Origin of the sequence: Streptomyces sp. NPDC058157, assembly GCF_042884105.1 — a bacterium.
Classification (GTDB): domain Bacteria; phylum Actinomycetota; class Actinomycetes; order Streptomycetales; family Streptomycetaceae; genus Streptomyces.
In genome coordinates this window covers 45,233-68,908 of the sequence record NZ_JBHVUQ010000003.1, presented here as the reverse complement: position 1 = coordinate 68,908, position 23,676 = coordinate 45,233, and the positions used below count along the sequence as shown (strand labels likewise).

The following is a 23,676-nucleotide window of genomic DNA, read 5'->3' as shown; positions in this document are numbered from 1 at the left end:
TGGCGTAGGGAAACTCTTCGGCCAGTGGCGACTGCTGCCAGGAATCGAGCTCCATCAGCAGGAGTCCCGGGAGACCGAATTCCCCCTCGTCGAAATACATACAGAATCCCCCAAAGAATAAGCGAAAGGATTGCCTTACGGCAGTGAATCGCGCATGTCGACGGCCGGCGTCAGCGGCGAATGCACCGCGAGGGCCGCCGCGTGCCCGTCGTCCACCGGCAGGTCGACGAGCCGCCAGCCCGCGATGGGGGACCCGGTGTCGTCCTTGCCGAGGTCGCGCCCCAGGCCGGTGCCGATGCCCTTGAGGTACGCCTCCTTGCGCGCCCACACCCGGGCGAAGGCGGCCGCCCGCCCGGCGAGCGGCACCGACGCGATCGCGGCGCGCTCCGCGGGGTGCAGGGCGCGTCCCACGTCCATGACGGTCGTACCGCTCGGGATGCCTTCCACGTCGACGCCCACCGTCGGCTCGGCGACGGCGATGAGCACGCGCCGGCCGCTGTGGGACAGGGAGAACCGGGGCCGTGCGGCGGGCCCCTCCAGTACGGGCCGCCCGTGCGGCCCCGAGCAGAGCGGGCAGGGGTCGCGGCCGAACCGCACCGCGTACGGCTCGACGTCCAGCCGGGCGCCCAGGACCCGCCGCAGGGCGACGTGGGCGAAGGCGTAGCGGACGCGGTCGGCCTCGTGCCGGAACTTCGCGATGCGGCGGTGTTCCTCCGCGTCGAGCACGGACAGGTCGAGTGCGTCGAGTTCACGGGCGGGCGGCACGCGCACCGACCAGACGGAGACGTGGGGAGCGGGACCTGCGGCGGGTTCCGCCGGGGCCGTCGCCGCCGCCGTCGCAGCCGTCGCCGTCGTCGTCGCCGCCCGGGTCGCGGCCCGGGTCACCGGGCGTCCGTGCGCGCGTTCCCCGCCGCCGCGTCCGCGAGGAGCCGGTCCCGGGCGATCTTGCCGGTGGGGCCGACCGGGAAGGAGTCGACGGCCTGGAGCCGGCCGGGCACCATGTACGGGGGGAGCAGGGTCCCGAGGACGGCCAGGACCTCGTCCGGCGCAGCCCCGGCGGCGGCGCCGTCCGCCGTCCGCTCGGGGACGTAGAAGGCCGCAAGCTCCCGCCCGTGTCCGGTCTCCGGGGCGAGGACCACCGCCGCCCTGACCCCGGGACAGCGGGCCAACGCGGCCTGCACCTCGCCCAGTTCGACCCGGTACCCGCGGATCTTCACCTGGTCGTCGAGACGGCCGAGGAATTCGAGGTTCCCGTCCGGCAGCCAGCGGGCCCGGTCGCCGGTGCGGTACATCCTGGCCTCCGTCCCGTCCGGTGCCCCGGCGGGGGCGAACGGGTCCGGCAGGAACCGTGCGGCCGTGAGTCCGGGAGCCCCCGCGTAGCCGAGGGCCACGCAGGTGCCGGCGATGTGGAGGTCACCGGGGACGCCGACCGGGCAGGGCCGCATCCCGGCGTCGAGCACGTAGTACCGGGCGTTCTGCATCGGGCGCCCGTAGGGGACGCTCGGCCAGGAGGGGTCCACGTCCGCGACCGGGAAGCCGTTGGACCAGACGGTGCACTCGGTCGCGCCGCCCAGCGCCAGCACGCGCGCTCCGGGGAACTCGCCCCGGATCTCGTCCGGCAGGGTCACCGGGATCCAGTCACCGCTGAGCATGACGAGGCGCAGGTCCTCGCGTCCCCGCGGGTCACGGCATTCCAGGAACGGCATCACGTGCGCCATCGCCGCCGGAGCGGAGTCCCAGATCGTGACCGGCTCCTGTTCGAGCAGGTCGACCAGGAGGTCGGGCTCCGTCAGCGCCGCGTCCGGCACCACCCGGACGGAGCCGCCCGCGGCGAGCACGCCGAACATGTCGTACACCGACAGGTCGAAGCAGAAGGAGGTGACGAACAGCAGCCGGTCGGCCTCCCCCACCTCGTGGACGCGGTTGATCCAGTCGACGAGGTTGACCACGGCCCGGTGGTCGACCATGACGCCCTTCGGCTCCCCGGTGGACCCGGAGGTGAAGATGACGTAGGCGACGTCCTGCGGAGCCGGCCCGTGCGGCACCGGCGCGGCCGGGCGCCGGTCGACGTGCCATCCGGTCCAGGAACGCAGCGCGCGCAGCCCGTTGTCCTCGGGGATCCGCGCCCGGGCGGTGATCACCACGTCGTAGCGCGCGGCCAGTTCGGCGGGCCACTCCTCCCCGTCCCGGCCGAGCACCCTGACCTCGGCTCCGGGGACGGCCCGGCCCAGCGCCGCGAAGAACGACCGCGGCACGCCGAGGCCGGTGTGCCGCCCGAGCTCCGGGTCGACGAGATCGGCGAGCACGACGGACCCGCCGGGGGCCAGCTTCGCCAGGACGTCCGCCAGGACGCGCACGAGGTAGTCCATGTCGGGGAAGAACTGCACGGTGCTGGCGAGCAGTACGAGGTCCACCGGGTGGTCGAGGGCGCCCGCGGCCTCGTGGGCGAACGCGGTGGCGCCGGTGAGCGCGACCCCCGCCCCGGCGGCCCGGTCCCGGACGGCCGCCACCGCGGAGGCGGCGGGGTCGACGGCGGTGTACCGCGCGGCGTGCGGCGCGAGGGCCCGCGTGATCAGACCCGAACCGCAGCCGATCTCCAGGACCGCGCCTCCCCCGGAGGGCAGCGCCTCCCGGGCCAGCCGCACGACGTGGTCCCGGTAGGCCGTGACCTCGTCGGCGGTGTAGACGTGCCCGGGGGTGGTGGCGAGGTTGAAGCCCGCCGCCTGGAGCGGGTCCGGCAGTTCCGCCACGTAGTTCCAGAGGTCGCCGACGGCTTCCTCGTCGAACGAGTCGGCCCAGGTGTCCTCGGTCGCCAGGTCGTGCACGACGACGTGCCGCAGGCTGGGGACGTCCCAGCGGACCGCTGCGACGGTCGGGAGCTGGTCGCGGGAGGTGAGCAGGGCGCCGACGCCCAGCTTGGCGAGGAGCGAGCGGATCCGCGACGCCGGCCACCGGATGTCGAGCGGTACGTAGGTGGCGCCCGCCTTGAGCACGGCGAGGAGGCTGATCACGGCCTCCGCCGACCGGGTGGACAGCAGGCCCACGTGGGAGCCGCGGCCGATGCCCAGCGTGCGCAGGTGGTTGGCCAGCCGCTCGGCCCGCTCGTCGACTTCGGCGTGGGTCAGGGTCCGCGTACCGTCCAGGAGCGCCGGCCGGCCGGGCACCCGGCGCGCGGCGTCGGCGAGCAGGGCGGGGAGGGTGGTCTCCCGGTCGAAGGGGCGGAGCGTGTCGTTCCAGGCTTCCGGGGGGAGGTCCCGCGCCCCCACGGGGCTCGGTACGGCTTCACTCGGGGGGTTCATCGGGTGGTGTCACTTTCTGTGGGACAGGAAGGCCGCGCGGGGACGTCCAGCGCGCCGAGCAGCGCGTCGAGCCGCTCCCGCAGCGAACGGGCCGTGGCGGCGGGGAAGGCCCCGGTGCGGAACTGCAGGGTGCCCGTGAGCCCGTCGCCGGCGGCCGCGCCGTGGTGCGGCCACAGTTCCCAGGTGAGTTCGAAGCCGCCGTCGCCGGCCGGGGTCGGCGCGGGGTGCGAGCGGGCGGGCGGCAGCGTCAGGGTGGCGTCGGCGTCCGTCTGGTAGGCCATGCAGACCTGCACGAGCGGCATCCGGTGGCCGCGGTCCCCGCCGGCCGCCGCCACGACGTCGTTGAACGGCAGTTCGTCGCGCAGCGCCCGCAGGAAGCGCCGCCGGAGCACCGGCACGAGCGAGAGCGGGTCCGTTCCCGGCTCGGTGTCGACGCGTACGGGGACGGTGTTCACGCAGAAGCCCACCGTGCGGGCGAGCCGGGGGTCCGACCTGCCCGCCACCGGGACGGCCACGCAGAACCGGCGCGCGCCGGTGATGTCGGAGACCGCCTGGGCGAACACCGCGAGCAGTACGACGGCCGGGGTCGCCTCCGTCGCACGGGCGAGGCCGCGCACCACGGCTCCGGCTCCGGGCGCGACGGGCGCCGGTATGACGCCGACCTCCCCGCCGCCGGCGGGCCCGGCGGAGGCGGGCGGCGCGGTCGGCGGTACGTCCTGGACCCCCGCGAGCTCCTCGCGCCAGGCCCCGAGCCGCCGCTCCCGTTCGGCGGGGTCGGCCGCGGCCGCCTCCGCGCCGTGCCAGGCCGCGTATCCCACGGCCTCCGCCGGCAGGACGGGGGCCTCCCCGCGCGAGCGCGCCTCGTAGGCGGAGCGCAGGTCCTCGACGACGACGGGGAGGGACCAGCCGTCGACCGCGATGTGGTGCACGGCCAGCACCGCCGTGGCGCGTCCGGGTGCCTGCGGGTCGTGCAGCACGCCGAGCCGCAGCACGGGGCCCGTGGTGAGGTCCACCGGGGCGGCGGCGAGCGCCCGGGCGCGTGCGGGCAGCTCCGCCGCCGGGACGCGGACCTCCTCCAGCGGCGGGACGCCGCCGGCCGGCAGGATCCGCTGGAACGGAACGCCGTCCTCGTCCTCGAGGTAGACCGTCCGCAGGACCGGATGGCAGTCGATCACGTCGCCCAGGGCGGCGCGCAACGCCTCGATGTCGAGCGGTCCTTCGAGCGCGGTGGTGCGCTGGACCAGGTTCTGCGGGCAGCCCGGGGCGAGCTGCTCGGTGAGCCAGATCCGGATCTGTCCGGCGGACAGCTCCGGCTCGGCGGCCGCGCCCTGCGCGGCGGCGGACACCGGGGGGAGTTCGGGCAGGCGCGCCGCGAGTTCGAAGACCCGGGGCGAGGACAGCACGTCGGCGGCGGTGACCCGGCGGCCGGCCGCGAGCGTGAGCCGGTGCGCGATCCGGACGGCGGCCAGGGAATCGCCGCCGGAGTGGATCAGGTGGGTGTCCGCCCAGGCCCGCGGGGCGCCCAGTACGGCGGCGAACACGCCCGCCACCAGCTCCTCCTCCGGTCCCCGCGCGGGCGTCGAGCCGCTCGGCGCGGTGACCTGACGGGCGGCGAGGCGTTCCAGCTCCGCGTAGTCCGTCTTGCCGGAGCCGCCGCGCGGGAAGGCGTCGAGCCGGCCGATCCAGCGCGGCGCCAGCGGCCCGGGCAGCAGCTCCGCCAACCGTTCCCGCAGCGCCGTGACGTCCAGTTCCCGTCCGCCGGTGACCCAGGCGGCCAGCCCGACGGGGCGCTCGCGCACGTCGCGCAGCGGCACCACGGCGGCGTCGTGCACGCCCTGCTCGCGGCGGAGCGCGGCCTCGGTCTCCGTGGGCTCGACGCGCACTCCGCGGATCTTGAGCTGGCGGTCCACGCGGCCGCGGTACCAGAGCACCCCGTCCTCGTCGACCGCGCCGAGGTCGCCGGTGCGGTAGAGCCGGACGCGGGTGTCGGCGGGCAGACCGGTGCTCCGTGCCGGGAGCACCGACTCTACGAAACGTTCCGCCGTCTGTGCCGGGTCACCGAGGTACCCGCTGACGAGTCCCGGGCCGCCCAGCCAGATCTCGCCGGTCTCGCCCCGGTCCGCGACGGCGCCGTCCTCGCGCAGCACGGCCACGAGGGTGCCGGGCAGCGGCGTGCCGATGGGCGCGTCGACGGCGTCCTGGAGGGCCGCCGCGTCGTGGACGCGGACGGTGGTGGCCAGGATGGTGCACTCCACCGGCCCGTATCCGTTGACCAGGTGGATCCCCGGGTGGGCCGTCAGCAGCCTCCGCGCGTGTTCCGTCGACATCCGCTCGCCCCCCGACAGCGTCTGGGTGATGCCGTCGAAGCACTCGGGGGCCTCGTCCACGAGGGTGTTGAACAGCGACGCCGTCATCAGCAGCGTGTTGACGCCGTGGGCCCGCACGGCTTCCCGGACGGCGGCGGGGGTGAGCGGACCGGGAGGGCCGTAGACCACGCAGCCGCCGTTCAGCAGCGGCCCCCACGTCTCCATGGAGGCCAGGTCCCAGGCGACCGAGGAGGTGCGCAGCGCGACGGTGCGCGGGCCGAAGTGCGCGAGCGGGCCCCGCCCGGGGAACAGGTCCGGGCAGTCGTCGAAGGGCGCGCCGGGCTCGCAGGAGTAGGGGGCGGGCGTGAAGAGGCGCAGGGTCGCCGCGTGCGGTGACACGGCCCCCTTGGGCTCTCCGGTGGAGCCGGAGGTGAAGAAGACGCAGGCCGGCGAGTGGGCCGAGCCGGCGGCCGGGACCGGTTCCCCGGTCCGCTCCGGCGCGAGGGCCGCGACGTCCGACGGGACGCGCACGCTGTGCGGTCCGGCCGGGGCGCTCGCCACACCGTCCCCGACGACCTGGACGCGGGCGGCACACCGGTCGGCGATCTGCCGCAGCCGCCCGGCCGGCCAGTCCACCGGCAGCGCCACGTAGGCCGCACCGGTCTTGAGCACCGCGAGGAGCACGGCGGGCAGGACCGGCCCGTCCGGCACCAGGACCGGTACGAAGTCGCCTTCGCCGACGCCCCGTTCCAGGAGCTCGGCGGCGAGCCGGTCGGCGGCCGCGTCCAGCTCCCCGTAGCCGACCGTCCGGCCGTCCCCGTACCGCAGGGCGACCGCGTCGGGGCGCAGCGCCGCGACGGCGGCGACACCGCCGTGGATCGTCGCGGAGGCCGGGATGTCCTTGGGGTGCACGAGCACGGCGCCCGCCCGGGTGGCCACCGTCATGCGGCACCCCGGACGCACGCGTAGTGGAACAGGTCCGCGTCTTCGGCGCGGCGGTGGAAACCGGCCCGCTCCAGCACCGCCTGCGACGCGGCGTTGTCCTTCGCGGTGCGCGCGACGACGGTGGTGACGCCGGGCTGGTCCAGTGCCCAGCGGGTCAGCTCCTGGAGCGCGCCGGTCGCGTAACCGGCGCCGCGGCCGGATTCCACGAGGCCGAAGCCCACCTCGACGGAACCCTCGTGCGGCGGGGCGTGGAAGCCGATGTCGCCGATCACCCGGCCGTCCGCGCAGCGTACGACCTGGTACATGCCGAACCCGCGGGGGTGCTGGTCCGCGGTGCGCGTCCCGAACGCGGTGGCCGCGGCGCGCGACCCCGCGGTGGGGTAGCCCGGGGCCAGGTCGTCGCCCGGCACGTCGTCCCGCAGCAGCGCGGCGACCTGGCCGGCGGTCAGCTCCCGCAGGACGAACCGCTCGGTCGCCAGGACGTTCGGTCCGGCCGCGGACAGCTCGCGCAGGGAGCGGGGGCGCATGTCGGTCCAGATCTCCGCGATGTGCCCGAGGCACTCGTCCTCGGTCCCGGAGAACCCGGTGGCCCGCCAGCCGGAGGGCACGTCCAGGGCGTGCGGCCAGAGCGAGTGCTGGCCTTCGCCGTTGGCGACGACGTGATGAGACATGGGGTGGCTCCTGGGAAGGGTGGGGGTGGTCCGCTGTCACGCGGGGGTCATGCCGTCGGCGTCTCCGGGGCGGCCGCGGCGGCGGCCGCGGCCAGCTGGGCGTGGACGGCGGCCGCCAGCTGCTCCACCGTCCGGTGGTCGAAGATCAGCTGCATGGGGAGCCGCGTCCCGACCGCACGGCCGAGCCGCGCCATGACCTTGGAGGCGAGGAGGGAATGCCCGCCCGTCTCGAAGAAGCTCTCGCTGTCGCTGAAGTCGGAGCGGCCGAGGACCTCGGCCCAGATGGCCCTCACCCGGTCGGTGAGTTCGCCCGGCGTCGTGTCGGTCTGCATCAGTGGCACTTCTTTCTCGGCTCGTGCCGGGAGTCGTCGATCGGGGGGGCCTCGGGGGACGGGGGTCAGTCCCAGGCCCAGTTGACGGGCGCCGCGGGGGCCGCCAGGACCACGCCGTCCTCGGCCGCCGGGGCGGACGCCGTGGTCGCGGTGCCGGATCCGCCGCCGGAGAAGAGGACCGGAAGGGCGAGGAGGAGGGAGAGGACAGCCATCCGGAACAGTCGGTTCATGCGGTCGTGCACGGTTACCCCTCAAGGAAAATGGCATGCCGGAACCACACGGGTGGGTGTGGGAGGCAGAAGAGAAAGCGATGGGCTGGGCTGGTCTTCGCAAGGGACCGGCGCTGTGCGGCGTCCCGTCCTGATCGATACTCGTCGCAGCCGCTAGCCGGTGTCGACGGTTCCGCATGGCCCATGTAGGTCATGGCACCAACCGGTCAATTCAAGCCAGTTTCCTGAACGAAAGGCTCCGCGGCCGCCCAGACCCCCAGCAGCAGATCGGCGCCGCAGGAGGACATCTTCCAGTCGGCGGACCATTCACGGCCGAGCCAGGTGTCCCAGGCCTCGGCGGCCAGCCGTTCGGCGGCTCCGAGATCGGCGGCGACCACGAAGGTCATGGCCACGACCTGCGAAGACAGGGGAACCAGGCTCACATGGGCGATGCCCGGCTGGGGGTCGACGAGGATCCGCTCCCCGATGTCGGCGCTGCTGCGCGCGCCGGCGGTCCGGGCGTCGTACGGCGATTGCAGTAATACCTTGATCGCATACACGGGCACACCATAGCCATCCTTTGAGCACCTCAAAGGAGAACTGATCCGGCCACCTGGTGCCATGGCATAAGGAGGCCAGCAGGCGGGCTCATACGGCCGGCCGGCCATATGAGCCCGGCGGATGCGAAAAGGGCTGAGGGCTTTTCGGCTCAGATCCAGCCGCGCCGCGTGGCCTGTACGCCGGCCTGGAATCGGCTTTCGGCGTTCAGCGTCTTGAGCAGGTCGGCCATCAGACGGCGGACCGTACGGATCGAGACCCCGAGCTTGCGCGCGACGACCTCGTCGGTGTGGCCGTCCTCGAGCATCCTGAGCAGGGCCAGCTCGCGCTCGCTGGGCCCGTCGCAGGGCAGCGCACAGGGCTCTCCGAGCGGGGTGGCGCGCTCCCAGGTCAGGTCGAACAGCTGGTTGAGCGCGGTGACGATGCTGGTGAGCCGGATGACGAACGCCCCCTGCTCGCTCGCGTCCGGCTTCACCGGGAGCACGGCCACGGAGCGGTCGCAGAGGATGAGGCGCATGGGCAGCGAGGGCATGGTCCGCGTCTGGCCCCCCTGCTGGGCGAACCAGGTGGCGTACTCGACCGTCGCGGGGTCCTTGCGCACGGTCTCCAGGTACACGGTCTGCATCCGCACGCCCCGCGCCAGGTTCTGCACGTCGAGGGGGCGCGACGCGTCCAGCGCCGCCTGGCTGAGCGCCGGCCCCGGCATGAACGCCCGCACCTCGGAGGTGGCCTCCCGGGCGAGCTGCGAGAGGCGCGAGCGCACCGCCTCCAGCCCCACGAGACGCTCGACGCCGGCCACGTCGTTCTGCACGCGCCGGGCGGTGTACTCCGACGTCAGCGCCGTCAGCATCGCCCGGTCCCGGGAGAGCTTGGCCCGGTGCTCGTCGAGCTCGGCTTCCATGACCTGGAGCAGGGGAAGGAGTCCGAGCTCGGGGCTGGCCGGCACGAGCGGTTCGGTTCCGGAGGTGGAACGCAGGAGCGAGAACCCGGTCAGCCGGTCGAGCGTCTCGCGGACCTCGGCTTCGTCCATGCCCAGATTCTGCGCGATGTCCCGCATATCCCAGTCGGGGTGGACGAGAAGTGCCCGATAAACGTCGCGGTCGCGATTCTCAAGGCCGATGCTCTCGAGCACTTACCTCTCCCCCTGTGGTCGTTCCTCAGCGGGATCACCCTGCCTCCCCCGAAGCGCGAGCACAGCATACCCGCCCGTATGTGCAGGTCAACAAGGGTATTCGTCCGCACTACGGGCCATTCACGCCCATTCACGGAGGTCGGGGGAATTCGCCCCCTTGTCAGGAAGGAGAACCGATCGCTTCAGCGAACACCCGGTACGCGTGCTCGTCGTAGAGGACGAACCGGATCTCCTCGACATCGGTCCGGGCGCCCCGCGCCGTCTCCACGGCGATCCGGGCACCGTCGTCCATGGGCCAGCCGTAGATCCCGGTGGAGATGGCGGGGAAGGCGACCGTGCGGGCCCCCAGCTCGTCGGCGACCCGCAGCGACTCCCGGTAGCAGGAGGCCAGGAGCTGCGAACGGTCCTCCGTGCGGGACCAGACCGGGCCGACGGTGTGGATGACGTGCTCCGCGGGGAGGCGGCCCGCGGTCGTGGCGACGGCCCGGCCGGTCGGCAGGCCCTTGCCGTAGTGGGAGCGGCGCAGGTCCTGGCAGGCGGCGAGGATCTCGGGGCCGCCGCGCCGGTGGATGGCGCCGTCCACGCCGCCGCCGCCGAGCAGCGAGGAGTTGGCGGCGTTGACCACCGCGTCCACTTCCTGTGCGGTGATGTCGCCCTGGACGAGGGTGATCCTGGCCATCACTGTCCCTTCCTGAGGTGGCGCCAGACCGCCTTGGCGGCGTTGTGCCCGGACATGCCGTGCACGCCGGGGCCGGGCGGGGTCGCCGAGGAGCAGAGGAAGACCGCCGGGTGGGCGGTGGTGTACGGGGAGAGGGTGGCCTTCGGCCGCAGCAGCAGCCGGAGTCCGGCGGCGGAGCCGCAGGCGATGTCCCCGCCCACGTAGTTGGGGTTGCGGGCGGCGAGCTGGGGCGGTCCGGCGGTGGCGCGGGCCAGGACCAGGTCGCGGAAGCCCGGGGCGAAGCGCTCCAGTTGGCGCTCGACCGCCTCGGTGAGGTCGCCGTCCCAGCCCGCCGGGACGTGCCCGTACGCCCAGAAGACGTGCTTGCCCTCCGGCGCCCGGCCGGGGTCGACCAGGCTGGGCTGGGCGGTGATCAGGAAGGGGTTGCGCGGGGGGCGGCCGCCCGTGGCCAGTTGGAGGGCGGCGTCGATGTCGCGGCTGCCGGGCCCGATCTGGACGGTGCCGGCCCGGCGGGGGGCCTCGGCGGTCCAGGGGACGGGGCCGTCCAGGGCGTAGTCGAGCTTGAAGGCGGCGGCCCCGTACCGGTAGCCGTCGTAGGCCCGGCCCAGTCGGGCGATCCGGGCCAGCGCGGTCGGGGAGGTGTCGAAGACGTACGCGCGGGCGGGCGGGAGGTCGTCGAGCCGTTTGACCTCGAAGCCGGTGTGGACGGCGCCGCCGAGGTCGGCGAGGTAGCCGGCCAGGGCGTCGGAGACCGACTGCGAGCCGCCGCGCGCCACCGGCCAGCCGCCCGCATGCGCGGCCAGCGCGAAGACCAGGCCGACGGCGCCGGTGCCGATCCCGCCGAGCGGGGCGATGACGTGCGCGACGAGCCCGGCGAACAGGGCCCGGGCCCGGTCGTCGTGGAAGCGGCGCATCAGCCACGTGGAGGGCGGCAGGCCGGTGAGGCCGAAGCGGGCGAGGAGGAGCGGGTCCCGGGGCAGGGCGGTGTTCGGCAGGGACATGAAGTCCCGTGCGAGGGTGTCCCAGTGGCCGAGGTACGGCTCCACCAGACGCCGGTACGCGCCCGCGTCCCGGGGCCCGAGGGAGGCCGCCGTCTCCGCGACGGAACGGGAGAGGACGGCGGCCGTGCCGTCGTCGAAGGGGTGCGCCATGGGCAGCGGGGCGTGCAGCCACTCCAGCCCGTACCGCTTCAGCGGCATCGTCTTGAACACCGGGGATCCGGCGCCCAGCGGGTGCACCGCCGAGCAGGGGTCGTGGCGGAAGCCGGGGAGGGTGAGCTCCTCGGTGCGGGCCCCGCCGCCGACCGACCCGGCGGCCTCGAACACGGCCACCGAGTGGCCCCGGCGGGCCAGTTCGACCGCGGCCGTCAGCCCGTTGGGCCCCGCCCCCACCACGACTGCGTCGAGAATCGACGGCACTGAGAGCTCCTTCGTCCGACGTCGGCCACTGCCCCCAGCCTAGGCCCTGTCGTCAAAGTCCCGCCGTCGCCCGGAGGGCGGCCCCGCGGCGTCTGGTGCGTGCTCTCGGCGCGCCGGGCGTAAGACCTCGTACTGGACGTACTTGGTCTGGCGCCCGGTGCGGCGAGAGTGCGTGCCAGGCGTCGCGGGGCAGGCGGGACTTTGACGACAGGGCCTAAGGGGTGGGGCCGGAGGGCTTCTCAGTCCTCGCCGCGCAGCAGTTCGCGGACGCGGAGCGTGGTGGCCTCGTCACGTCCCACCGCGAACGGCAGGGCGTTGTCCCGGTCGATCCGGAACGGGACCCGGTCGACGGTGCTCTGCGCGCCCCCCGCCTCCGCCACCAGCAGCAGCCCGGCCGCGTGGTCCCAGGCCGAGGGCCAGGTGAAGGCCAGCGCGTCCATCTCGCCGCGCGCCACCCTCAGGTACTCCAGGCCCGCCGAGCCGCAGGGCCGCGCCGCGACTCCGGGCACGTCGAGCCGGGCGAGGTGGCGCCGGTCCTCTTCGGAGGTGTACAGCGGGTGGGCGGTCGCCACCCGCAGGTCGGCGCCGGGCTCGGGCGAACCGCTGTGGATCCGCTCGCCGTTGGCGTACGCGCCCTGCCCCCGCACGGCGGTGGCCAGCAGGTCCAGGGCCGGGGCGTAGGTCCAGGAGGCGAGGATCTCGCCGTGCTGCGCGAGGGCGACGAGGGTGCAGAAGTGCGGGTCGCCCGCCACGAACTGCCGGGTGCCGTCGACCGGGTCGACGATCCACACGGGCGCGTCGCCGCGCAGTGCCGTGTAGACCTCCGGGTCGGCGTGCACGGCCTCCTCGCCGACGACGGCGGAGCCGGGCAGCAGCCGGGTCAGCGCGGCCGTGAGGTGCTCCTCGGCCTTGCGGTCCGCGACGGTCACCAGGTCGTGCGGGCCGTTCTTCTCGTCGACCTCGTGCTGGGCGAGCTGCCGGAACCGCGGCATGATCTCGACCGCCGCCGCCTTGCGGACGGCCTCTTCCACGTCGGACAGGCCCTGGGCCAGGAACTCATCGATCATGCCCTCCATCACATCATGGCGGGCCGGACACCGGGTGACGGGGAGGTGAACCCGTCCGGCAGGACACCGCCCGGAGCCGGGGCTAGCCTGGGAGCGGGGTCGTCCGTGCGGGGAGAGAGGCGGCGGGCTCATGAGGGGACGCGCCAGGAACGCCGTGGCGGTCGCCACGATGGTGGTACTGGGAACGGGCAGCGCCGGGGTGGCCTTCGCCGACGACCTGTCGCCCAAGGAGATCTACGCGCGCGCGGCGCCCGCGACGGTGCACATCATCGGGACAATGGGGTCGGGGACCGGGTTCGTCTACGACGCCGAGAAGGGGCTCATCGTCACCAACGCCCACGTGGTGCTGGACGAGCCCTCCCTGCGGGTCGGCGTCGGCGACCGGGCCCCGGTGGCGGCCCGCCTGCTGGGGATCGACCCGTGCGAGGACGTGGCGGTGCTGACGTTCTCCAACCCCCAGCCGGACCTCAAGGCACTGAAGTTCGCCGACAGCAAGAAGGTCTCCTTCGCCGACAACGTCACGGCCCTCGGCTACCCCGCGTCGATCGAGGCGCAGGGCTCGCAGACGCCGGTGTTCACGACCGGCGCGGTGCAGAACCCCGACGTGAAGGACTCCACCCCGGACCCGGACCTGCCGCGCTACCCCGAGACCATCCAGCACTCCGCCACCATCAACCCCGGCAATTCCGGGGGCCCGTTGCTCAACGGCAGGGCCGAGGTGGTCGGCATCAACACCCTCTCCCTCACCGGCGGGGGCGTGCAGGGGCAGTACTACGCCATCAGCAGCGACCACGTCCGGCCCCTGCTCGACCAGTTGGCCGCCGGCGACGTCAAGAACGACCCCGGCTGGCAGCTGGTGTCACTGCGGAACCCGGACCTGGCGGACTACTTCCCCGAGGAGGACGCCCCGAAGGTCGAGGCCACCCAGAAGCAGTTCAAGGGCCAGGACGGCATGGTGGTGACCTACTCCCGGACCAACTCCCCGGCCGACAAGGCGAAGCTGGAGCCGGGCGACGTGATCACCGGCCTGAAGGACACCACCGTCGCCTCGTACGCGGACGTCTGCGACGTACTCCAGTCGGCCGCCCCCGGCGAGACGCTCCCGGTGACGGGCGTGTACTCCCCCATCACGGCGAACGGCAAGGACATCAAGGCCGGCGAGGAGTGGACCACCGACCTGGTGGTGGCCAAGGCCAAGTAGGGCGCGGCCGAAGGGGGTCAGTCGTGGGCGGGGCCCTCCAGGTTCTTGGTGAACCACTGGAGGGCGTCCGGGATCATCTTCTTGAAGTCCGAGGTCAGGTGCTTGCCGCCGGGCTGCTCGTAGTACTCGACGGCGACCGGCGGGGCCGCCTTGGCCATCCAGGCCTTGACCACGCCCTTCTCGTACGGGTCGGCACCGCCGGCCGTGACCAGCATCTTCACGTCGGCCTTGCCCTGGGTGACCAGCTGGTCGGGGTTGTTGGCGGCCTTCTCCGCTTCGTGGCCCTGCCACAGGCGCGAGTCCGGGGTGAAGTAGCCGTCGATCGGCACCGCGGCCCTGTAGACGTCCGGGTACTGCAGGGCGAGCTTGGCGCTGCAGAACCCGCCCGTGGAGGCGCCCATGACGCCCCAGCTGTCGCGGCCCTTGAGGGTGCGGAAATGGGCGCGGACCCAGTCCGGTATGTCCTGGCTCATCCAGGTCGCCATCTTGGGCTGGCCGGGGATGTCCGAACAGTCCAGCGCCCTCTTCTCGTCGCCGCTGAAGTTCTGCACCGGCATGACCATGATGAACGGATGGGCCTTGCCCGCCTTGGCCAGCCGCGCGTTCTCCTCCTGGATCGGAAGCTCGCTGCCGGCCCAGGTGTTGTAGCCGTTGCTCTGACCCCCCGCGAACAGGGTCAGCACCGGAAAGCCGGTCGTGGCGTACTGGGGGTCGTTGTACTCGGGAGGGAGCCAGACCCAGACCTGTCCGGTCACCCCGGACTTCGGGCCGGTCAGTCTGATCACCGATATCGGGCCGGCCGCGGTCTCCCGGGCCTTGGTCATGGCGGGGGCCGGGCCGGTCGGCATCCGCACCTTCCCGTCGGGCGAGGGGGAGGCGGCCGCGGCGGGACTGTTCGCCGCCGCCGGGGTCTTTCTCCCCTTCTCGCCCTGGGGACCGCCACAGCCCGCGAGCGAAGCGGCCAGTACCGCCACGGCGACGCCGGTCATGACGGCATGCGAACGGGAAGGCTGTCCGAACACGGCGAGATCTCTCCAAAGCGCTGGGCGTGACGCCCGTACGGAATCGCACCTACAGCAGCTTTGCGACAGGGGCCGCGATGGGCAGGTTGCGTGTGCCGTGGCATATTAGCCCGGCCGTTCCGGGTTGCCGGACATGCCCTCCCCGGTCGTCATCCGGCGAATGCCGGGATGATGCCCGCGCCGTACGCGTCGATGGTCGCCTCCCTCGCGTCGTGCATGGCGTAGACGGCGAACTGGTCGACGCCCAGGTCGCGCAGGGCGCGCAGCTTCTCGATGTGGGCCTCGGGCGGGCCCAGGAGGCAGAAGCGGTCGACGATCTCGTCCGGGACGAAGTCCGTGGAGGGGTTTCCGGCGCGGCCGTGGTGGCTGTAGTCGTAGCCCTGGCGGGCCTTGATGTACTCGGTGAGTTCGTCCGGGACCATGCCCGAGTGCTCGCCGTAGCGTGAGACCAGGTCGGCGACGTGGTTGCCGACCATGCCGCCGAACCAGCGGCACTGGTCGCGGGCGTGGGCCAGGGCGGCCGGGGAGTCGTCGGCGGTGACGTAGGCGGGGGCCGCGACGCAGATGGTGACCGAGGCCGGGTCGCGGCCCGCCTCGGTGGCGGCCTGGCGGACGGCCTTGACCATCCATTCCGTGAGGAAGGGGTCGGCGAGCTGGAGGATGAAGCCGTCGGCCTTCTGCCCGGTCAGGGCGAGGGCCTTCGGGCCGTACGCCGCCATCCAGACGGGGAGCCTGCCGTCCTTGATCCACGGGATGCGCAGCGGCTTGCCGTCGACCTCGGCCTCTCGGCCTTCGGCCAGGTCGCGGATGACCTCGATGGCCTCGCCGAGGCGGGCCAGGGTGTTGGGGGCGCGGCCGGCGACCCGCATCGCCGAGTCGCCGCGGCCGATGCCGCAGACGGTGCGGTTGCCGTACATGTCGTTGAGGGTGGCGAAGGTGGAGGCGGTGACCTCCCAGGTGCGGGTGCCCGGGTTGGTGACCATCGGGCCGACGTGGAGCTTCCGCGTGTTGGCGAGGATCTGACTGTAGATGACGAACGGTTCCTGCCACAGGACGGCGGAGTCGAAGGTCCAGCCGTAGCGGAAGCCGTTGCGTTCGGCCCGCTTCATCAGGCTGATCACCTGCGAGGCGGGCGGGTCGGTTTGCAGGACGAGGCCGAAGTCCATGCGGGGACTCTCCTTACAGGTACTGGCAGGTGGAGCGGTGGACGAAGGCCCCGTGGCCGGCCCGGCCGGTGTACTCGCGGCGGTCGATGACGAGTTCGCCCCGGGAGAGGACCGTGTCGACGCGTCCGGTGATCCGCCTGCCCTCGTACGCCGAGTAGTCCACGTTCATGTGGTGGGTCTCGGCGGAGATGACCTGCTCGGCGTGCGGATCGTAGAGGACGATGTCGGCGTCGGAGCCCGGCGCGATGGTGCCCTTCTGCGGGTAGAGGCCGAACATCCGGGCCGGGGTCGCGCAGCCGATCTCGATCCAGCGGCGGCGGCTGATGTGCCCGTCCAGGACGGCCTGGTGGAGGAGGTCCATGCGGTTCTCCACGCCGGGGAGACCGTTGGGGATCTTGGAGAAGTCGCCCCGGCCCAGTTCCTTCTGGCCGCGGAAGCAGAACGGGCAGTGGTCGGTGGAGACCACCTGGAGGTCGTTGGTGCGCAGGCCCCGCCAGAGGGCCGCCTGGTGCTCGCGGGGGCGCAGCGGGGTGGAGCAGACGTACTTGGCGCCCTGGAAGTCCGGCTCCGCCAGGTTGTCGGTGGACAGGAAGAGGTACTGGGGGCAGGTCTCGCCGAAGACCGGCAGGCCCTTGTCGCGGGCGGCGGCGAGTTCCGCGACGGCCTCCTCGGCCGAGACGTGGACCACGTAGAGCGGGGAGCCGGCGACCCGGGCGAGCTGGATCGCCCGGTGGGTGGCCTCGGCCTCCAGGAGCACCTTGCGGACCTCGCCGTGGTGGCGGGGGTCGGTTTCGCCGCGGGCCAGGGCCTGTTCGACGAGGACGTCGATGGCGATGCCGTTCTCGGCGTGCATCATGATCAGCCCGCCGTTGCCGGAAGCCCGCTGCATGGCGCGCAGGATCTGTCCGTCGTCGCTGTAGAAGACGCCCGGGTAGGCCATGAACAGCTTGAAGGAGGTGACGCCCTCGCCGACGAGGTGGTCCATCTCCTTCAGGGTGTGCTCGTTGACGTCCGAGAGGATCATGTGGAAGGCGTAGTCGATCGCGCAGTTGCCGTCGGCCTTGTCGTACCAGGTGTCGAGTCCCTCGCGCAGGGAGCGGCCCACGCTCTGGACGGCGAAGTCGACGATCGTGGTCGTGCCGCCCCAGGCCGCGGCGCGCGTGCCGGTCTCGAAGGTGTCGGAGGCGGAGGTGCCGCCGAAGGGCAGCTCCATGTGGGTGTGCGCGTCGACCCCGCCCGGGATGACGTACTTGCCGCTCGCGTCGATCGTGCGGTCGGCCGTCCAGGCCCCGGCGGCGGCCGAGCCGGTGGCGGCGAGGGCCGCCACACGGCCGTCCTCGACGAGGACGTCCGCGTGGAGCTCGTCGGCGGCGGTGACGACCAGGCCGCCTCTGATCAGGGTGCGGATGCTCATTCGGTCCCCCTACTCGATGCTGCGGAGCGCCTGTCCGAGGATCTCGGCCCCCTCTTCCGCCTCGGCGACGGTGAGGGAGAGCGGCGGCGCGATGCGCAGCACGCTGGTGTCGTGCCCGCCGCCCTTGCCGATGAGCAGGCCGCCCGCGCGGGCCGCCTCCAGGACGGCGGCGGCCGCCTGCGGGTCGGCGCGGTCGGTGCCGGGCTCGGTGAGCTCCAGTCCGGCCATCAGGCCCCGGCCGCGGACCTCCCGCACGGCGGGTGACGTGGCGGCGATGGCGCGCAGCCGCTCCAGGAGGAGGCCGCCGACGCGGCGGGCGTTGCCCTGGAGGTCGTGGTCCAGGAGGTAGGCGAGGTTGGCGAGGCCGGCGGCCATCGTCACCGGGGAACCGCCGAAGGTGGAGATGGAGTTGGCGTCGAGGCAGTTCATCACCTCGGCGCGGGCGACGACACCGCCGATGGACATGCCGTTGCCGATGCCCTTGGCGAAGGTGAGCATGTCCGGGGGGCCGCTGCTCGCATGGGCCTGCCAGCCCCAGAAGTTGTCGCCGGTGCGGCCCCAGCCGGTCTGCACCTCGTCGCTGATCCAGAGGATGCCGTGCCGGTTGAGGACCTCGCGGAAGGCCCCGTAGAGGCCGTCCGGGGGTGAGGTGAACCCGCCGACGCCCTGGACGGGTTCGGCGATGAGAGCGGCCACTCCCCCGCGGGCCTGGCCGAGCACGTCCTCGAGGTCGGCGACGGCCGCGGCGGTGAAGGCGGCGTCGTCGAGGGCGGCGAAGGGGCCGCGGGTGCGGACGGCGCCGTGGACGTAGTACGTCTGGAGCGGGGAGAGGCTGGTCGGGGACCAGCCGCGGTTGCCGGTGATGCCGACGGTGGAGAAGGACCGGCCGTGGTAGCTGTTGCGCATCGCCAGGATCTGGTTGGAGCGGCGGTAGGTGGTGGCGAGGAGCAGGGCGGCGTCGTTGGCCTCGGTGCCGGAGGTGGTGAAGAAGACCCGGGCGTCGGGGATGCCGGACAGGGCGGCGATCCGTTCGGCCAGCTCGATCATGGGCCGGTTGAGGTAGAGGGTGGAGGAGTGGATGATCCGCCCGGCCTGCTCGGAGACGGCCTTGGTGACCTCGGGCAGGGCGTGGGCGGTCATGGTGGTGAGGATGCCGCCGAAGAAGTCGAGGTACCGGTTGCCGTCGGCGTCCCAGACGTGGCGGCCCTCGCCGTGGGTGAGTTCGATGGGGCGGTCGTAGTAGAGCGCGAGCCAGTCGGGCAGGACGGTGCGGTGGCGGCTGTGCAGGGGGGTGGGGTTGGTCACGGCTGAACGAGCCCTCCGTAGGCGTCGGGGCGGCGGTCGCGGTAGAAGGCCCACTGGTCGCGGACCTCCTTGATCAGGTCGAAGTCGAGGTCGCGGACGAGGAGTTCCTCCTCCTTGTCGCTGGCGACCTCGCCGACGAACTGGCCGCGGGGGTCGACGAAGTAGCTGGTGCCGTAGAAGTCGTTGTCGCCGTACTCCTCCTGGCCGACCCGGTTGATGGCGGCGACGAAGTACTCGTTGGCGACGGCGGACGCCGGCTGTTCCAGCTGCCACAGGTAGGCGGACAGGCCGCGGGAGGTGGCGGACGGGTTGTAGACCAGCTGGGCCCCGGCCAGGCCGAGTTGGCGCCAGCCCTCGGGGAAGTGGCGGTCGTAGCAGATGTAGACGCCGACGCGGCCGACGGCGGTGTCGAAGACCGGCCAGCCGAGGTTGCCGGGGCGGAAGTAGTACTTCTCCCAGAAGCCCTTGACCTGCGGGATGTGGTGCTTGCGGTACTTGCCGAGGTAGCTGCCGTCGGCGTCGATGACGGCGGCGGTGTTGTAGTAGAAGCCCTCGCTCTCCTTCTCGAAGACCGGGACGACGATCACCATCCCGGTCTCGCGGGCCAGCTCCTGCATCCGGCGGACGGTGGGGCCATCCGGGACGGGCTCGGCCCAGCGGTAGTGCTCGGGCTCCTGGACCTGGCAGAAGTAGGGGGCGTTGAACACCTCCTGGAAGCCGATGATCCGCGCGCCCTGGGCGGCCGCCCTGCGGGCGTGCTCCTCGTGCTTGGCGATCATCGACTCGGTGTCTCCGGTCCAGGTGGCCTGGACGAGTGCGGCGCGGACGACTTGGGCCATGGGCTGCTCCTCGCGACGGTACCGCCGACTTCTACGCACGTAGACGGTGTGCGTAGGGAGTCGAAGGTAGGCCCCGGCTCAGCGTGGGGCAAGAGCGCCGTGCGCGGTTGGAGTAGTCGATCAAGTTACGTCGCCGGGCGGTCGTTCGTGGTTGTTTGCGGTCACCCGATGGACGTTTGACGCGGGTCGGATCAGCCGGATCCGGCGGTGCGCATACGGCCGTAGGCGTACACGCAGCCGGCCAGCGCGAGGTCGGACAGCAGCATGAAGCCGATGGCGTACGAGGACTGGGCGCTGTAGACGGCGCCCATCACCAGCGGCGGGACGAAGCCGCCCAGGCCGCCCACGGCGCCCACGATGCCGGTCACGCTGCCGACCTGCGGTTCGGGAGTGACCCGCGAGACGAGGGCGAACACGGCGCCGCCGGCCGTTCCCAGTCCCGCGGCCATCAGCAGCAGGCAGACCGTGGCGGTGGGCGCCAGCGGCGGGTCGAAGGCCTGCAGGACCGCGAGGACGGCCACCGCGCCCAGCGCCCAGGCCGTCACCACCGCCGGGTGGACCCGGTCCGCCAGCCAGCCGCCGATCGGCCGGAACACCACGGTGACCAGGGCGAATCCGGCCGCCTTGGTGCCGGCGTCGGTCGGGCTGAGGCCGTACCAGGTCTTGAGGTAGGTCGGCAGGTACACCCCGAACGCCACGATCCCGCCGAAGCCGATCGCGTACAGGGCCGACAGTTCCCACGTCACCCGCAGCCGCCCGGCGGCGGCCAGCCGGGCGGCCAGGGGGGAGGTCGGTACGGGCCGTCCGGGCCGGTCGCGCAGCAGGAGGGCGGCGAGCAGGGCGTACCCGGCCAGGGCGGCGGCAAGGACGAGGAACGGCAGGTCCTCGCCGTGCCGGTACAGCCGCGGGGTGAAGTAGCCCGACAGGGCGACGCCGCCCATGCCCATGCCGAAGACGCCGAGGGCCGCGCCGCGGTGGCGGGGCGGGAACCAGGAGTTGACGAGGGGGACCCCGATGGCGAAGGTCGTGCCGCCCAGACCCAGGAGGAAGCCGACCGCGAGCAGGGCCCCGTACGAGCCCTTCGCGGGGACGAGCAGCAGGACGGGCACGATGGTCAGGGCGCTGACCAGCGGGAACATCCGCCGGGCGCCGAACCGGTCGGTCAGGGCCCCGACCGGCACCCGGCCGACGGAGCCGACCAGGACGGGCACGGCGACCAGCACGGACTGGGCGAAGGAACTCATGTGCAGCCGCTCGTCGAGATCGCTCGCCAGCGGGGCGACGAGGTCCCAGGCCCAGAAGGTGAGGGTGAACCCGACGGTGGCGACGGCGAGGTTGAGCCAGGCGGCGGACGAGGGCCGCTCCGCCCCGGCGCCCGGACCGGCGTCCGGACCGGGCGCGACGGCCGTCGCGGGGGCGGGGGGCCCGCCGCCCGTCATGGCGGGGACCCCCGTGTCGTCGTGACCGGCCATCGGCACGCTCCCAGGCCCGCCCGCGGGCATCGGGCGGGCCCGCGCGGCCCGCGGAGTGCGGTGACGCCACCCATGATCGGCGTCGGCGGGCGGGGGCGCATCTCGGGCCCGCCCCCTCGCGGGTGCCGCTCAGGCCGCCGTCAGGCCGACCGCGCGCAGGGCGTGGACGAGGTCGCGGTGGCGGTGGGCGGAGAGGGCGCGGGCGGCCCGGAGCAGGCGCGGAGTGAGCCGGTGCGGGTCGTGACGGGCCAGGGCGGCGCTCTCGTCGGCGGTGCGCAGCCGCACGTAGGCCTCCAGCAGGGCCCGGGTCTCGCGGTCGTGGCCGGCCTCGCCGAGGGCGAGGGCGGTCGCAGCGACCTCGGCGGCGGGGCGGGCCACGCCCTGGCGCAGCAGCCGGGCCGCATCGTCCTCCCGGCCGGCCTCCCCCAGGGCCCCGGCGGCCGCGGCGAGCCGGTCGGGCGGGAGCGAGGCGGTCTCCCACAGGAGGGTGGCCCAGTCGGCGGCCAGCCCGGCGTGCCCGAGCTCCTCGGCGAGGCCGGGCAGCTCCCCCGCGGGCCACAGGGCCGCCTCGCACAGCAGCGCGTGCGCCTCGCCGCTGCGCCCCTGGGCCCGCAGCGTGAGCAACCCGGCCACGAAGGCCCCCCGAGCGACCCCGCCGGGCACGGCCCCGGCAGGGTCGGCGCCGGTGGGCGCGGCCCACGCGGGTGCGGTGGCGGCCGGGGCCGACGCGGTGGGGCCGGGGGGACGGGGTTGCCGGCGGGGGTCGGGCAGGCGGTCGCGCTGGCGGGGGACGGCCGGGAGGGGGACGGCCGAGAGGCGGGCCTGGAGGTCCGCCTGGCGGGACGCCGCCCGGACGGCGTCGTCGTGGGTCCACGCCAGTTCGCGGGACAGGGTCTCCGCCTGCGCCGGGTCGGCCGTCGCGTCGAGCCGGGCGGTCAGGGTCCGCAGGGCCTCCTCCGTGGCGGCCCGCTGTGCGGCGGCCGCGGCCAGCAGGGTCCGCAGCTCCCGCGCCCCCTCGGGCCGGGCGTCCCACGCGGCGACGGCGGCGGCCCGCAGCCCCTGCGCGTACGCCGCTTCCCGCGCGGCGGCGGCCGGCTCCCCCGGCAGGTCCAGCAGGAGGGATTCCAGTACGTCCCAGGGCGCTACCGCGACCCCGTCGAGGCAGGCCCGCATCCCCTCCGGGTCCCGCCGCAGGAACTCCCCGTACCATCCGCTCCCGGGGTCCAGCCTCCGCGTCAACTCCCTTAAATATTGCGTGAGTTGACCGATCACCAGCGCAGTCGGCGTCTCCATCCCCGCATTGCACCGCACCAGCGTTACGGGCGCGCTACGGGAGCCTCAAACCTTGACGGCGAGCCCGCGTCCGCCGGAGTGGAGCAGGCGGCGGCCAGCAGGCCGGCCGCGAGGACGGCACCCAGGAGCGCGAGACCGAGCCGCTTGGACGAGTTCATGGTCGACACGCCTTCACCCTGCCCCGGACCGGGCCGCGCCGATCACCCGTTGCGCCGTCCGGCCGCCGGAGACGACCCCCGAGGGGCCCGGAGGGTCGCGGCGTCAGGCGGGTACCAGCGCGCAGCGGCGGATGACCTCGTCCAGCGAGAGGCCCAGGGTCCCGGCCAGGGCCGCCACCGTGAAGAAGGCGGGGGTCGGCGCCCGGCCCGTCTCGATCTTGCGCAGGGTCTCGGGCGAGAGGCCGGCTCCGGCGGCGACCTCGACCATGCTGCGGCCGCCGCGCGCCTCGCGCAGCAGCGCGCCCAGCCGTTCGCCGCGCTCGCGTTCTTCAGGGGTCAGGGGGGTTCGCACCATGCCCCCATCCTACCCCGCGCGCCGATAACTATCCCGTTAAACTTATACCGGTATAGTTATCGGCATGGTGAAGCTCAAAACGGATGAAGCGATCGACGAGATGCGTGCCGCCGGCCGGGTGGTCGCGCACGCCCTGACAGCCGTACGGGAGGCGGCCCGCGTCGGGGTGTCCCTGCTGGAGCTGGACGCGGTGGCCCGAGCGGTCCTGCGCGAGGCGCGGGCCACCTCCCCCTTCCTCGGCTACCGCCCCCACTTCGCGCCGGTGCCCTTCCCGGCGGTGGTCTGCGCCTCGGTGAACGACGCCGTCGTGCACGGCATCCCCGACGGCTACCGGCTGCGCGACGGCGACCTGGTCAGCATCGACTGCGGGGCCCGGCTGCGCGGCTGGTGCGGCGACGCGGCCGTCAGCTTCACCGTCGGCCGGGCCCGCCCCGCCGACCTGCGGCTGATCGCCACCGCCGAGGCGGCCCTCGCGGCCGGTATCGCCGCCGCCGTCCCCGGCAACCGGATCGGCGACATCGCGCACGCGGTGGGCAGCGTCTGCCGTGCCGCCGGCTACGGCATCCCGGAGGGCTTCGGCGGGCACGGCGTGGGCCGGAGCATGCACGAGGACCCGGGCGTCCCCAACGAGGGCCCGCCGGGGCACGGCATGCGGCTGCGCCCCGGCATGGTCCTGGCGATCGAGCCGATGCTGATCGCGGGCGGCGGGGACGACTACGTCTGCGACCCCGACGGCTGGACCCTGCGCACCACCGACGGCTCCCGCGCCGCGCACGTGGAGCACACGGTCGCGATCACCGCCGGCGGGCCCAGGATCCTGACGGCGCTCTAGTGG

General features: G+C 73.7%; 21 protein-coding genes. 2 read left to right on the top strand and 19 right to left on the bottom strand.

The annotated features are described in order from the left end of the window. Positions 1-135 precede the first annotated feature (135 nt). The 11 genes from ACFVXK_RS01585 to ACFVXK_RS01535 form a co-directional block, all read right to left on the bottom strand. Positions 136-885, bottom strand: coding sequence for a 4'-phosphopantetheinyl transferase family protein (locus ACFVXK_RS01585; protein ID WP_389609299.1), 750 nt, complete (start codon positions 883-885; stop codon positions 136-138). Then, positions 882-3,299, bottom strand: coding sequence for an amino acid adenylation domain-containing protein (locus ACFVXK_RS01580; protein WP_389609298.1), 2,418 nt, complete (start codon positions 3,297-3,299; stop codon positions 882-884). The genes ACFVXK_RS01585 and ACFVXK_RS01580 overlap by 4 nt, the downstream gene beginning before the upstream one ends. Then, positions 3,296-6,550 (bottom strand): AMP-binding protein, encoded by a 3,255-nt coding sequence (locus ACFVXK_RS01575; protein ID WP_389609297.1) that lies wholly within the window; start codon positions 6,548-6,550, stop codon positions 3,296-3,298. The genes ACFVXK_RS01580 and ACFVXK_RS01575 overlap by 4 nt, the downstream gene beginning before the upstream one ends. Continuing rightward, complete coding sequence (locus tag ACFVXK_RS01570; protein WP_389609295.1) at positions 6,547-7,221, bottom strand: GNAT family N-acetyltransferase; 675 nt, start codon at positions 7,219-7,221, stop codon at positions 6,547-6,549. The genes ACFVXK_RS01575 and ACFVXK_RS01570 overlap by 4 nt, the downstream gene beginning before the upstream one ends. A gap of 47 nt (positions 7,222-7,268) precedes the next feature. After that, complete coding sequence (locus ACFVXK_RS01565) at positions 7,269-7,553, bottom strand: acyl carrier protein (RefSeq protein WP_389609293.1); 285 nt, start codon at positions 7,551-7,553, stop codon at positions 7,269-7,271. Between the two features lie 65 nt (positions 7,554-7,618). Further along, entirely contained in the window at positions 7,619-7,783 is a 165-nt protein-coding gene (locus ACFVXK_RS01560; protein WP_389609291.1) for a hypothetical protein, read from the bottom strand. A gap of 206 nt (positions 7,784-7,989) precedes the next feature. After that, on the bottom strand, positions 7,990-8,322 hold the full coding sequence (locus ACFVXK_RS01555; protein WP_389609289.1) for a hypothetical protein: 333 nt from the start codon (positions 8,320-8,322) through the stop codon (positions 7,990-7,992). 149 nt (positions 8,323-8,471) lie between these two features. Beyond that, complete coding sequence (locus ACFVXK_RS01550) at positions 8,472-9,350, bottom strand: LuxR C-terminal-related transcriptional regulator (protein WP_389609287.1); 879 nt, start codon at positions 9,348-9,350, stop codon at positions 8,472-8,474. A gap of 262 nt (positions 9,351-9,612) precedes the next feature. Further along, positions 9,613-10,131, bottom strand: a complete 519-nt coding sequence (locus tag ACFVXK_RS01545; protein WP_389609285.1) for an O-acetyl-ADP-ribose deacetylase — start codon at positions 10,129-10,131, stop codon at positions 9,613-9,615. Continuing rightward, on the bottom strand, positions 10,131-11,549 hold the full coding sequence (locus tag ACFVXK_RS01540; protein ID WP_389609283.1) for a phytoene desaturase family protein: 1,419 nt from the start codon (positions 11,547-11,549) through the stop codon (positions 10,131-10,133). The genes ACFVXK_RS01545 and ACFVXK_RS01540 overlap by 1 nt, the downstream gene beginning before the upstream one ends. 239 nt (positions 11,550-11,788) lie before the next feature. Next, a complete protein-coding gene (locus tag ACFVXK_RS01535; protein ID WP_389609282.1) occupies positions 11,789-12,616 on the bottom strand; it encodes an inositol monophosphatase family protein in 828 nt (275 codons plus the stop codon). A gap of 130 nt (positions 12,617-12,746) precedes the next feature. Here ACFVXK_RS01535 and ACFVXK_RS01530 point away from each other — a divergent pair, with 130 nt between their 5' ends. Next, a complete protein-coding gene (locus ACFVXK_RS01530) occupies positions 12,747-13,817 on the top strand; it encodes a S1C family serine protease (protein ID WP_389609281.1) in 1,071 nt (356 codons plus the stop codon). Between the two features lie 17 nt (positions 13,818-13,834). Here the strand turns inward: ACFVXK_RS01530 and ACFVXK_RS01525 are convergent, their stop codons facing one another. From ACFVXK_RS01525 to ACFVXK_RS01490, 8 genes are all read right to left on the bottom strand, one after another. Beyond that, the gene (locus ACFVXK_RS01525; RefSeq protein WP_389609280.1) at positions 13,835-14,806 is read right to left on the bottom strand and encodes an alpha/beta hydrolase; all 972 of its coding nucleotides are present in this window, start codon (positions 14,804-14,806) and stop codon (positions 13,835-13,837) included. 182 nt (positions 14,807-14,988) lie between these two features. Then, a complete protein-coding gene (locus tag ACFVXK_RS01520) occupies positions 14,989-16,005 on the bottom strand; it encodes a TIGR03842 family LLM class F420-dependent oxidoreductase (protein ID WP_389609279.1) in 1,017 nt (338 codons plus the stop codon). 13 nt (positions 16,006-16,018) lie between these two features. Continuing rightward, the gene (hydA, locus tag ACFVXK_RS01515; RefSeq protein WP_389609277.1) at positions 16,019-17,419 is read right to left on the bottom strand and encodes a dihydropyrimidinase; all 1,401 of its coding nucleotides are present in this window, start codon (positions 17,417-17,419) and stop codon (positions 16,019-16,021) included. A gap of 9 nt (positions 17,420-17,428) precedes the next feature. After that, positions 17,429-18,724, bottom strand: a complete 1,296-nt coding sequence (locus tag ACFVXK_RS01510) for an aspartate aminotransferase family protein (protein ID WP_389609275.1) — start codon at positions 18,722-18,724, stop codon at positions 17,429-17,431. Then, on the bottom strand, positions 18,721-19,563 hold the full coding sequence (locus ACFVXK_RS01505; RefSeq protein WP_388947405.1) for a nitrilase-related carbon-nitrogen hydrolase: 843 nt from the start codon (positions 19,561-19,563) through the stop codon (positions 18,721-18,723). Before ACFVXK_RS01505 ends, ACFVXK_RS01510 begins: the two co-directional genes overlap by 4 nt. Positions 19,564-19,754: 191 nt before the next feature. Continuing rightward, positions 19,755-21,002, bottom strand: a complete 1,248-nt coding sequence (locus tag ACFVXK_RS01500) for an MFS transporter (protein ID WP_389609371.1) — start codon at positions 21,000-21,002, stop codon at positions 19,755-19,757. A 162-nt stretch (positions 21,003-21,164) separates the two neighbouring features. After that, positions 21,165-22,328, bottom strand: a complete 1,164-nt coding sequence (locus ACFVXK_RS01495) for a hypothetical protein (protein ID WP_389609273.1) — start codon at positions 22,326-22,328, stop codon at positions 21,165-21,167. A 261-nt stretch (positions 22,329-22,589) separates the two neighbouring features. Further along, positions 22,590-22,841: a helix-turn-helix domain-containing protein gene (locus ACFVXK_RS01490; protein ID WP_389609271.1), complete on the bottom strand. Its 252-nt coding sequence runs from the start codon at positions 22,839-22,841 to the stop codon at positions 22,590-22,592. Between the two features lie 64 nt (positions 22,842-22,905). On the opposite strand from ACFVXK_RS01490, the gene map reads away from it, so the two are divergent. Beyond that, positions 22,906-23,673: a type I methionyl aminopeptidase gene (map, locus tag ACFVXK_RS01485; protein ID WP_389609269.1), complete on the top strand. Its 768-nt coding sequence runs from the start codon at positions 22,906-22,908 to the stop codon at positions 23,671-23,673. Positions 23,674-23,676 lie beyond the last annotated feature (3 nt).

Coding starts and splice junctions, on each gene's coding strand:
- ACFVXK_RS01580 (WP_389609298.1), bottom strand. CDS start 3,299: ATGAACCCCCCGAGTGAAGCCGTACCGAGCCCCGTGGGGGCGCGGGAC.
- ACFVXK_RS01575 (WP_389609297.1), bottom strand. CDS start 6,550: ATGACGGTGGCCACCCGGGCGGGCGCCGTGCTCGTGCACCCCAAGGAC.
- ACFVXK_RS01570 (WP_389609295.1), bottom strand. CDS start 7,221: ATGTCTCATCACGTCGTCGCCAACGGCGAAGGCCAGCACTCGCTCTGG.
- ACFVXK_RS01565 (WP_389609293.1), bottom strand. CDS start 7,553: ATGCAGACCGACACGACGCCGGGCGAACTCACCGACCGGGTGAGGGCC.
- ACFVXK_RS01560 (WP_389609291.1), bottom strand. CDS start 7,783: ATGAACCGACTGTTCCGGATGGCTGTCCTCTCCCTCCTCCTCGCCCTT.
- ACFVXK_RS01550 (WP_389609287.1), bottom strand. CDS start 9,350: ATGGACGAAGCCGAGGTCCGCGAGACGCTCGACCGGCTGACCGGGTTC.
- ACFVXK_RS01545 (WP_389609285.1), bottom strand. CDS start 10,131: ATGGCCAGGATCACCCTCGTCCAGGGCGACATCACCGCACAGGAAGTG.
- ACFVXK_RS01535 (WP_389609282.1), bottom strand. CDS start 12,616: ATGATCGATGAGTTCCTGGCCCAGGGCCTGTCCGACGTGGAAGAGGCC.
- ACFVXK_RS01530 (WP_389609281.1), top strand. CDS start 12,747: ATGAGGGGACGCGCCAGGAACGCCGTGGCGGTCGCCACGATGGTGGTA.
- ACFVXK_RS01525 (WP_389609280.1), bottom strand. CDS start 14,806: ATGACCGGCGTCGCCGTGGCGGTACTGGCCGCTTCGCTCGCGGGCTGT.
- ACFVXK_RS01520 (WP_389609279.1), bottom strand. CDS start 16,005: ATGGACTTCGGCCTCGTCCTGCAAACCGACCCGCCCGCCTCGCAGGTG.
- hydA (WP_389609277.1), bottom strand. CDS start 17,419: ATGAGCATCCGCACCCTGATCAGAGGCGGCCTGGTCGTCACCGCCGCC.
- ACFVXK_RS01505 (WP_388947405.1), bottom strand. CDS start 19,563: ATGGCCCAAGTCGTCCGCGCCGCACTCGTCCAGGCCACCTGGACCGGA.
- ACFVXK_RS01500 (WP_389609371.1), bottom strand. CDS start 21,002: ATGACGGGCGGCGGGCCCCCCGCCCCCGCGACGGCCGTCGCGCCCGGT.
- ACFVXK_RS01495 (WP_389609273.1), bottom strand. CDS start 22,328: ATGGAGACGCCGACTGCGCTGGTGATCGGTCAACTCACGCAATATTTA.
- ACFVXK_RS01490 (WP_389609271.1), bottom strand. CDS start 22,841: ATGGTGCGAACCCCCCTGACCCCTGAAGAACGCGAGCGCGGCGAACGG.
- map (WP_389609269.1), top strand. CDS start 22,906: ATGGTGAAGCTCAAAACGGATGAAGCGATCGACGAGATGCGTGCCGCC.